Source organism: Candidatus Methylomirabilota bacterium, assembly GCA_027293415.1.
In the GTDB taxonomy this organism is placed as follows: domain Bacteria; phylum Methylomirabilota; class Methylomirabilia; order Methylomirabilales; family CSP1-5; genus CSP1-5.
The window spans coordinates 1-10,144 of record JAPUFX010000047.1; the positions used below are offsets into that span (position 1 = coordinate 1).

Consider the following 10,144-nt stretch of genomic DNA (forward strand, 5'->3'; position numbering starts at 1 on the left):
CGCCCCCGCGGTGCCGGCCGCATTGATTTTTGTCCCGACGGCGTCCGCGTCGCCGCAGATGTTGCCGAGTTCGGGCCGGTTGGAGGTCCCTGATGGGATGGCACTCAGTGCCGTGCCGGGGAAGTCGGTTGAAAGGGTAAAGCCGGTCACGTAGGCGTTGCCGGGACCGTCCACAGCGATGCTGTTGCCTTGATCGCCAAGGCTGCCACCGAGGTAAGTGGAGTAGGTAAGCGCGGTGCCGGCCGCATTGATTTTCGTCACGAAGGCGTCCGAGGTGCCGCCGGCATTGCCGAGATTGGGCTGGATGAGACTCCCTGCCGTACCAGGGAAGTTAATCGAAAGGGTACTGCCGGTCACGTAGGCATTGCCGGCAGCGTCTACAAAGATGTCGTTCCCTCGATCGATATCGTTGCCGCCGAGATAACTGGAGTAGGTCAGCACCACCGGATCAATGACCAGGGGCGTGGTCGCATCATAGGGCCCTACCTGAATCCCGACATGGTCCTTGCCCCGCAGGACGTAATGACCGTTGATGGCCTGCTTCACACCGTTGATTTCCTGATATATCACCGGGGCATGCTGGATAACTTGGCCGGCAACAGTCTGCAGGACAAGGTCGCCCTGGTCATTGATTTCGAGTTTATCTGCGCCCTCAAAGGCGAGGGTGATGGCTTTGGGATCGGCGCCGGGAGCGACGACAAGGTCGTACTCTAGCTGTCGCTGGTTGCCGTAGTAGACAAGATCCACGTTGGGATACACGTCCCCGTATCGCACCTTGGCGTACGTCGGGATATTCGTGCGCCACTTTTGGGGATCGTTACCGATAAAGTAATTGCTCTTACCGGGCAGCTTATTTAGGCCCACAACCTTTGGATGAGGGTTGGCGCCAACGAGTTGCATCCGCAGCACAGTTCGGCTTGGGCTTTGGGTCTTCTTGGTATGCTCCTTTCTTGCTGACTGTTGATCGCTGAGTGCGGACGGCTGATTTTTCAAAACCAAGACCGCCTCGGTTCCCGTCAAGAAAAGCGTGTAGCCCCGACCGCGAGCGAGATATTTCACCTGGGCGTCGGTCTGACCGTTGTTTACCTCAAAGCTTAACGGCAGCTTGCCGTAGGCCTCGACGATCCTGGCCTTCGTCGCTACATCGGGCTCTGGCAGGATGACGGGTGGTGTTTTCCTAGCTACCGGGTCGGGCAACATGCCCGCCGGGTCCAAGGGGGCTCCCACGCCTTCTACTCCCAGGGCCAGCATGACGACAATTGCGATTATACCAAGGAGACTAAGTCGTAGGGTGCTCCCGCTGGAGACTTCTCCTATCCGCTTCATGCCTTCTGTCTCCCGCCTCCTGACTTTTTGCAATGTATTCGTCATTTTGCGGTAGTCTCATGCAATCAACATGCCTTATGTCCACCGAGGTAATCCTCGGGTTCATCCCTGCATGCCCTTTGGTCAGCAGCTCGGAGCAAGACGGCATGGAGACAAATCGTTTTCGATGAAGATTTAGGTGGGTGCTGGGACTTGGGAAGGGGTTGCACCGGGCTCCGGCTACCAATCGCTATATCGATTTCCCTTGTCAGGGATATTGCGAAAGCCCTCGGCCTCACTCCGGCTGTGCAGGTCTCGGATTCCGGCGATCACACCGCTCTTGTCCACGAGAAATTCTAACTTCCAATCGGCCTCGCCGGTCATGGGGTCCGGATAGATCCGCCTGAGATAGCGGCGGACCTGGAACTGAGTCTTGTCCTCGAGTAAGTCCTCCAGCTTGCGCGGGTAGCGACCGTGGTCCTGACGGTAGCCAGCAATGGCTCGGCGGAACTCACCAAGCCGGAAGAGGAGCTCCTCCTCCTTCTCGCGCTGGACCGTAGTGCTCCACACGGGTGTAAGCGCAGCCGTGGCAATCCCCATCAGGACGATGACGAGCAGGAGGCCGATATAGGTCATGCCCGACTGGGCAGCTGGGGTCCGAAGCCCAAGGTCCAATGTCCAACGTCGCACAACTAATCTCCAATGCCCAAAGGCCAACGTCTTCGTTTTGAGATCGGAAGGGACCATTCCTATCATTGACGTTGGACGTTGGACTATTGACTAGTGTCACCATTCGGTATAGGGGGTGCCGTCTAGGCTCACCATGTCACTCCCGCTCTTGACATCGAAGATCCCCTCTTCCTCCCCGAGCTCACTGAAAGCATAGACGACCAACCAGGTGTCATGAGTCGCGGTGATGGGATCCTTCGGGATCTTGCGCAGATACCGCATTTCCACGAGCGCTTCGAGCGTCGGCGGGTACTCGCCCTGGTCGGCATAATACTGGTCAATGACGTCTCGGAAAATGAACAGGTCCTCCTTTAACGTGGCTTCCCTCGCCCGCCATACCGAGGTGCTAAAGCTCGGCTGAGCCATAGTGACGAGGATACCGATGACGGCCAGCACGATCATTATCTCGATAAAAGTAAAACCCCCTTGGTTCACAGTGAACAGTTCAGAGTTCACGGACATTCCCTTGGTTCTTAGGCGTCGACCCTTTCCGTGGACGCTGAGCTCTGGTCGGTGAACCGTGAACCGTGAACCGTGAACTTCTCTACCAGGTGTCATAGGTGCTCCCGTCCAGAGCGGTCGCCGTGCTGGTCGAGGCTACGTCGTAGACATCTCGCCCATCGGTGAGAATTGACTTCAAGCCGTCGGAGTAAGAGCGTGTGCCCCACTCGCCATCTTCGCTCATCGGGTCTTTGGGGATGCGGCGGAGGGTCTTGGTCTCGACCATCTCTTCTAGGGTGAGCGGATAGCCGGTGCGATCGGTCCTGACGAGCTCCTTGAAGATCTCTTTCGCATCTTTGGCGTTCTGCTTCGCCTTGTCGTAGTCCAGCTTGAACCGATCGATGCCTTCGCGCATCCGGCGGAGCGATCGTCGGAGCTCGATCTCTTTGGTCCGCGTGACGGTTGCCTCTACCAACGGCATCGCCACCGAGGCCAACACGCCAAGCAACGCGATCGTGATCAAAAGCTCCACCAAAGTGAAGCCTGACCTGCCCCATCTTTTCTTGTGTTTCAAGGTGGTCATCGTTCAATGGTCCCCGGTCGACGACATCACTGCTGCGGCGAAGGTCGTGCCGGGGTGCGGGCCGGTCGCGGCCGGCGAGCCGGAGCTCGAGCGGGCGATACCGGCCCGCCCTCGAAGCTCTGCCCGGTCCCGGCCCAGAAGGTAGACAGATCCCGGTGTGGCGGCTCGAACCGCTTCACCACGCGGAGGGTGATGGAGATGAGGACATCCGTCCGGATCTTCTCCGTCCGCGTCTCCCTGAACAGGGTGCCGATGAGCGGAAGGTCCCCGAGAAACGGGGAGTACACGACTGTTTTGCGTTCCTCATCCTGGATCAGGCCCCCCAGCAGCCGACTCTCGCCGTCCCTGAGTGTGATGAAGGTGTTCAGGGTCCGACGATTGGTGGTGGGTTGAAGCTCATTGCCCACCTGCAGCTCCTGCGCGGCGATCTGCGAAATCTCGAAGCTGATCTCGATGGTAACCTCGCCGTTCAGGTGGATGATGGGGGTGAAGCTCAGCGTCAGGCCCACATCCCGAAACTCCACGCGGGTCTCGGCCGTGGTGCCCGCGATGACCGTTCCCGCCTCGGTTGTCCCCCCGGGACTGGTTGTCGTGGTCGAGACCGCGAAGGGCCGGTTCTCTGCGATCACGATGGTGGCCTTTTGCCGATCGAGGACCCGGAGGGTGGGGTTGGCCAATACCTTCACCTCTCTGTCGTTCTTGAGCAGGTCCAGAAAGATCTGCGGATTGGTAAAGAAAAAATCCTCCGCTAAGGAAGCCCCACCCAGTATCGCAGGAGTCACCAGACTAAACCCCTCTTCTCCGAGAAAGAAACCTGCCGTGTACGTGTCGGTGAACGTGATGCCGAAGTCCGTGAGCTTGGCCTGGTCCACTTCCAGGAGCTCCAGATCAAGCTCCACCTCGCCGCCCCCCCGGTCGTTGAGGTGGATGAGCCTTGCGGCTAAGGCGATCTTTTTGGGCGTATCCCGGACGGTGATGGCGTTCAGCTCCTCGTCGACAAAAATCTGGCGAGTGCTCAGGATAGTCCGGAGGAGGTTGACGATCCGCTTTGCTTGGGCGTTGCTCAGATAGAACGTCCGGACCTGAAGCTCGTCGTACTGCCGATGCTTGGCCGGGGTGTCCGGGATGACGACGAGGGAATTGTCGTTGATCTGCTTGGCGAAGAGGCGGTTGGTGTTGAGGATCAGGGTGAAGGCCTGGCGGAGCGGAAGATCTGTGATGTAGCTCGTCACCTTCTTCGCCCGTACCCCCTCGTCCACCAGGATGTTGACCTGGCCCAGCTTCGAGATGATCTCGAGCACGTCCTTGATATCGGTCTCCTTGAAGCGGAGGGTGACCGGCTTTGTTGAGAGGAGACTCATGGCCTCTTTGGTCGGGGCCAGCTCGCTCGCCCGGATCGCCTCATCAGCGGTCTGCTGTAACTGTTCGGCCGCCTCCTGATACGCATCTTGGATCTCTGTATTCTCGGGATCGAGGTCCATGGCCTCATCTAGCATGTAAGTGGCCTCCCGCACCTCTCCCTCGTCAAAGAGATCCTTCCCCTTTGTCAACAGCTCTTGGGCCCGCAGCTTGGCTCTCACCCGATCTACTCCTTGTTTAGCCAGGGACTCCTCGGTGTTGTACTCCAGCGAGCGCCGGTACTCCATCAGGGCTGCATCGAGCCGGCCTCCCTTTTCGAGTTTGACCCCCCTCTTGGCGTGCTGGGCGGCCGCCGCCCGTAGGGCCCGGACCAGATTTAACCGGGCTTCGATAGACTTGGGGCTCTCGCTGAGTCTCTCCATGTAGAAAGTGACCGCCTTGTCGTAGCTGCCGGTCCGCATCAGCTCCTTCCCCTTTATAAGGGGCGGAGTGCTATCGGCACAGGCGGAAAGGAAGAAAAACATCCCCAGGATCAGGACCAACAGTGCTGATCGATTTTGCCTCATGGCTGTTTCCCTCTCTGACTAATTCCTCTATTCGGTGGAGTCGTGCCCGGCCTGGGACCTCGCCCTGGATTTGGTAAAGCGTTGCTCTCCAGGCCTAGCTTTACCTGAACCTCTTTTGTTCCATCCGTGGAGCTGAGGATAAGGACGTCTTCCTTGATCTTTTTGACCTGAAACAGACGGCCAAAGGACCCCGCCTCCGGGATCACCAGGGCCTCGCCCTGATAGACGACAAACGCCATCGCCTTGCCATCTGCCTCGGCATACCCGAGAAAACGAACCTTTTTCGCCTCCTCGACGAACGGGTCGAGAGGGGGAGGGATAGGCGGGGTGGTGACGACCTGTGGTTTGGCGGGTGGAGTTGGGCGGAAGGCAGAGGATGGTTCAATCAAGGCAAAGATGTTCCGAGCCTCTGGTTCAAAAGGAGGTCGCACCCGCTCGGCCCGGCTGAGCTTGAGGCGGGGTATCTTCGAGCGCTCCCTTGCCTGTTTCTGGAGGCGCGAGGCAGGCCCTCCTCGCCGTCCTGGAGTGCCCCGGGAGACAGAGGAAACTCGGGTCGGCCGTGAGATCCTCACTTGTGAGCGTTGCACCAGAATGAGGACCACCCAGAGTATTACCAGGCACGCAAGCACGATCCACTTTTTCCTATCCCTCGTCATGGACCCCTTTCTTTTACAGGCGCCCCGCTCCCGCTTCGCGTTTGGCCGGGCTGCGCTCCTCGTCCAGGAAATAGGCGGCTATCGCAAGCCGGAGGGAAAGACGGTCCATCCCTCGCTGGCTGGTTAGCACCACCTTCTCGATGAGCAGGGGATCCTGGAGTCCCTCGATCTCATACAGGAAGCGACGGATGGCAGCGTACTTTCCCCCCACCTCCATCTGAACCGTGAGCTTGACCAGCGCCTCCTCCGTGACCTCTACTGGGTCATACTTGATAGATGGGACAGAGAGACGGAGTTTCCGGGCCAGATCGGTGACCCGCCGAATCATTTGGAGAATGGCCCCATGGGGCGGGATCTGGTTGCGGAACTGGTCCATCCTGTTCAACAGGGACACCAGGAGTTCCTGTTGTCGCTCTTCGTGCCGAAGGGATCGAATCCGGTTCTGGAGATCTTGAGCGGCAGCGGCATTGACGTGCACCGCCCGGCGGGTGGGGAGGATCGCCAGAAAGAAAAATGCCAGATTGAGCAGAAGAAGAGCGAGGGCGAGAAGCAATAATCGATGCTTCATGCGGCTTCCCCTCGGTAGCGGAGCGAGACGCTGAATTGCATCCCACCACCTCTGGTCCGATCCTTGTTCACTGCGTGCTTGAGGAGGTAGACCTGATAAAAAGCATCCCGTTCTTTGAGGCTCCGCACGCAGCCGAGCAAATCCTCCATGGTCTTGGCAGTACCCGTCAGGATGATGTCCCCTTCGACAAAGTTGGGCTGGATTTCGACGAGGGCGACGTTGGCCGGGATGGCCCGCTCGAGCTCAAAGAGGAGATGGCTCCACGAGAACGTGGACCCTTGAATGATCTGATTGTAGAGCTTGACTCGAGCATCCAGGTGTTCGACCTTCTGAGCTGGCAGACGCTTGGTCAGCGCGGCGAGGGATTCTTCCCGTTTGCGGACGGCCTGCTGATAGCGTTCATGTCGTTGCTGGGCGATACGGAGATCCGCGCGGGAGGAACGGTAGAGGAAGAAGTTGCCGAGGCCAAGGAGCAGACTGAGGCAGAGCCCTGCCACGGCCAGGTGACGCAGGCGCCGTCGCTTCTGGATCTCAGGTGAGACGAGATTCAGGGTGATTTCCATCTTGGCCTCCAGGCCTGCTGGAGCAAGGCTGCCCCGGCGGAAGGAAGGAGTTCCACAGGGAGACTGAGCCGGGATACAGGCACGGTTTGAATCGGAAATTGGCAAGCTGTCTTCACAGCTTCAGTGAAGGCCGGTTCGATCTCTCCCAACAGGATGAGACCGTCCAATTGTCCGACCCTCATCTCTTCTTCCAGGTAGGTGATTGTCTCACGAAGTTCTCGAACCGTCCTTTCCACGCGATGGTTCAGATCCTGGATGCTGCCGTTTTCCTGCCAGGGGAGAACCCGCCAGAGATACGGAACTCCCTCCTCAATATACATGAGCAAGTCACTTGCGGGCCCGGGAGTAAGGAAGAGTTGCTTACCACGGGTACCGTCGATCGCGAGCAGTCGATGCAGAGCGAGCCCCCGCGGGACGATCCGGCTTGGCTCGAGGCCGGCCTGGGCCAGCAGGGCTTCGTATTGGCCGATGACAGCCTCGCGAGCCAACAAGTAGAGAAGGCACATCCCGTCTTCTCGTGACCGGAGGGGTTGATAATCGATGCGGGCCTCCTGAACAGGAAACGGGAGGCGATCCTTCATGCGCCAGGAGAGAAATTGTCGAACCTCAGCGGGGGTCCCCTTCAGCTCTTCGAAATCTTGATATCCGATACGACAGCTCAGGTCGGGAATGGCCACCACCGCACTTCCTCCCCTCCACCCGGCTTGCGTGAGCAGGCGCCGAAGCGCAGCAACCAATACCTGCTCCTCGGCGACGTTCGGCTCGGTGAAGGACGGGATGACCAGGCCGGGAGGCAGGGGATGAGAGGCCGACTCCTTCACTGTGAGCCCTTGGGAGTGCTGCCGGATCCGGCAGAGGGCGATCTGTCCCTTCTCGATCTGCAGTCCCCAAGCACCTCGCAACATGTTACGTCTCCGCAAAGGTGACCCGGTTGACCTCTTGCAGGGTCGTGATGCCCGCGTAGAGCTTGTTTAAGGCCGCCTGACGTAAGGGGGTTGTTCCTTCCTCACGGGCAACCGCGCGGATCTCTGCCGGCGGTCGTCGGTCCAAGATTGCCTGGCGGATTCGATCGGTGACCTCGGCCAGTTCAAAAATCCCGGTGCGCCCTCGATAGCCGGTGTGCAGACACTCGGGACATCCCTTCCCCTCGAGCAGGGGGGTCTGGGGGAGGTCGGAAAATCCCGACTCCTCGAGCAGCTCGGGTGACAGCGTCGCCTGGACCTGACAGTGCGGACAGATCAGCCGGACGAGACGCTGTGTCATGATGCAGTTCAGCGCAGAGACGAAATTATAGGGCTCGAGGCCCATGTGGATCAGCCGGCCGATGACATCGATGATGTTGTTGGCGTGCACCGTGGTGAACACCAGGTGGCCGGTCAGCGCGGCCTGGACCGCGATCTGGGCCGTCTCGGGGTCGCGGATCTCGCCAACCATGATTTTGTCAGGATCGTGGCGGAGGATGGAGCGGAGCCCCCGGGCAAAGGTCAGGCCCTTCTTTTCGTTCACGGGAATCTGCACCACGTTGCTGAGCTGGTATTCGATGGGATCCTCGATGGTGATGATCTTGTCCTGCCCGTGATTGATCTCGGAGATGGCGGCGTACAGCGTGGTGGTCTTGCCGCTGCCGGTGGGGCCGGTGACCAGGATCATGCCATGAGGCCGGTGGACGTACCGCCGGAACCGCTTGAGGTCTTTTTCGGGGAATCCGAGACGCTCGAGTCTGATCTCGCTGAGTTCAGCCGTGATGGCCTCCTTGTCCAGGATCCGAATGACCACGGCCTCGCCAAAGTCGCTCGGCATGACCGATACCCGGAAGTCGATCGTCCTCTGTTTCAGGCGAAGCTTGATCCGGCCGTCCTGGGGGACGCGGCGTTCGGCGATGTTCAGGTCGGCCATGATCTTGATCCGTGATACGACGGATTCCTGGTAGCGCCGGTCCAGAGGCTCCATGGCCGGGTAAAGCATTCCATCAATCCGATATTTGACCAGGAGGTGTCGTTCGGTCCCCTCCAAATGTATGTCACTGGCCCGCCGGTCCAGGGCGTGAAGAACGATCGTGTCCACCAGCTTGATGATCGGACTTTGATCTTCCTTAACCCGCTCCAGGCTTAACGATGCCTCTTCATCGTCTGTCACCAGCGAAAGCTGGAAGTCCTGGCCGAGCTCTTGGAGGACGTGTTGTGCGGTCTCGACCCCCTGGAGTTTCGCCCGAATCTGTGCTCCAGCGGCGACCCCCATCTCCGTGTCTCCGAGACAGAGGCGCACCTCGTCTAGCAGGGCGAGATCACCTGGTTTGGCCACGGCGATGGCCAGGCGGCCGTCGCTGCGCCGGTAGGGGAAGAGGGCCCCACTTTGCAAAAGGGCTGGGGGGAGGCGTTTCATCAGGCTGGTGTCCGGCTCGACAGTGTCCAGATCAACAAAGGGGAGGCCGTATTGTCGGGCTCGGGCCTGCGCAAGGTCCTCTTCGGTGAGGTGGCCGGCCTCCACAAGATATTCGGCGAGGCGGCTCCCCTCGAGCCCCTGGCGCTCGGCTTCCTGGATCGCTTCACGGCTGATCCACTCTCCTTCGATGAGGACCTGTGTGAGCTGCCTGATCCCTGGCACGAGTATTCCCCCCTTTATCGGATGGCCGATGAGAGGTGGAAGATTGGGAGGTACATCGCGATCACGATCCCGGCTACGACGAGCCCCATGACCACCATGATGACCGGCTCGATCAGCGTGGCCATTGCGGAAAGACGGTAATCCAGCTCTTCCTCGATAAAGTCCGCCACGTGATGCAGCATCTCCTCCAGGGCACCGGTCCGTTCTCCGACCCCCACCATTTCCAGGACCAACGGCGGGGCGGCCCTGGCACCTTCCAGCGCCGCCGCAACTGACGCCCCCCCTGTCACCGCCGGGATCGCTCTTTCTAATTGCTCTTGAGCGGCGCGATTCTGCACGGACCCAGTGGCTATCTGCAAGGCGGGTACCATCGGCATTCCCCCGGCGAGCACCGTTCCCAGGGTTCGGCAGAACGTCGCAAGGGAGAATTGGTGCATAGCCTGCCCAACCAATGGCAGGCGCAAGACAAGATGGTCAAGATAGAGCCGGCCAGCCTGCGTCCGGCGCCACTGCCAGAGTCCGAACAGGCCGATGAGAAGGGCAGGGATAATGATGAGGATTTGGCTGCGGACGAGGTCGGTGAGGGCCAAGAGGAGCCGCGTCGGGTAGGGGAGTTGGGCATCGAAGTCCTGGTACATCTGGGAAAACGTCGGGACGACCACGGTGAGCAGGAAGATCACCACGGCGGTAGTCAGCCCGAGGAGGATCGCAGGGTAGAAGAGGGCGGAGCTCACCTTCTTTTGCAGGGTGATCATCCGTTTCAGGTTGTG

General features: G+C 59.6%; 11 protein-coding genes. All 11 read right to left on the minus strand.

Translation table 11 applies throughout. The features are described 5' to 3' along the window. The coding region (locus O6929_03275) for an SBBP repeat-containing protein (GenBank protein MCZ6479418.1) at positions 1-1,326 on the minus strand (1,326 nt) is incomplete at its 3' end. A gap of 219 nt (positions 1,327-1,545) precedes the next feature. After that, positions 1,546-1,995 (minus strand): type II secretion system protein, encoded by a 450-nt coding sequence (locus tag O6929_03280; GenBank protein MCZ6479419.1) that lies wholly within the window; start codon positions 1,993-1,995, stop codon positions 1,546-1,548. Positions 1,996-2,091: 96 nt separating this feature from the next. Beyond that, positions 2,092-2,469: a prepilin-type N-terminal cleavage/methylation domain-containing protein gene (locus O6929_03285; protein ID MCZ6479420.1), complete on the minus strand. Its 378-nt coding sequence runs from the start codon at positions 2,467-2,469 to the stop codon at positions 2,092-2,094. 109 nt (positions 2,470-2,578) lie between these two features. After that, positions 2,579-3,058 carry a type II secretion system protein gene (locus O6929_03290; GenBank protein MCZ6479421.1) on the minus strand — a complete coding sequence of 160 codons (480 nt, stop codon included), beginning with the start codon at positions 3,056-3,058 and terminating at the stop codon, positions 2,579-2,581. Positions 3,059-3,084: 26 nt separating this feature from the next. Continuing rightward, complete coding sequence (locus tag O6929_03295; protein ID MCZ6479422.1) at positions 3,085-4,983, minus strand: hypothetical protein; 1,899 nt, start codon at positions 4,981-4,983, stop codon at positions 3,085-3,087. Beyond that, a complete protein-coding gene (locus tag O6929_03300) occupies positions 4,980-5,555 on the minus strand; it encodes a hypothetical protein (protein ID MCZ6479423.1) in 576 nt (191 codons plus the stop codon). The genes O6929_03295 and O6929_03300 overlap by 4 nt, the downstream gene beginning before the upstream one ends. Before the next feature lie 97 nt (positions 5,556-5,652). Continuing rightward, entirely contained in the window at positions 5,653-6,207 is a 555-nt protein-coding gene (gene pilO, locus O6929_03305) for a type 4a pilus biogenesis protein PilO (protein ID MCZ6479424.1), read from the minus strand. Next, complete coding sequence (locus O6929_03310) at positions 6,204-6,770, minus strand: PilN domain-containing protein (GenBank protein MCZ6479425.1); 567 nt, start codon at positions 6,768-6,770, stop codon at positions 6,204-6,206. Before O6929_03310 ends, pilO begins: the two co-directional genes overlap by 4 nt. Further along, positions 6,755-7,675 carry a hypothetical protein gene (locus O6929_03315; protein MCZ6479426.1) on the minus strand — a complete coding sequence of 307 codons (921 nt, stop codon included), beginning with the start codon at positions 7,673-7,675 and terminating at the stop codon, positions 6,755-6,757. Before O6929_03315 ends, O6929_03310 begins: the two co-directional genes overlap by 16 nt. Position 7,676: 1 nt before the next feature. Then, positions 7,677-9,374, minus strand: coding sequence for a GspE/PulE family protein (locus O6929_03320; GenBank protein MCZ6479427.1), 1,698 nt, complete (start codon positions 9,372-9,374; stop codon positions 7,677-7,679). 14 nt (positions 9,375-9,388) lie between these two features. Further along, on the minus strand, positions 9,389-10,144 hold a 756-nt coding region (locus O6929_03325), incomplete at its 5' end, for a type II secretion system F family protein (GenBank protein ID MCZ6479428.1).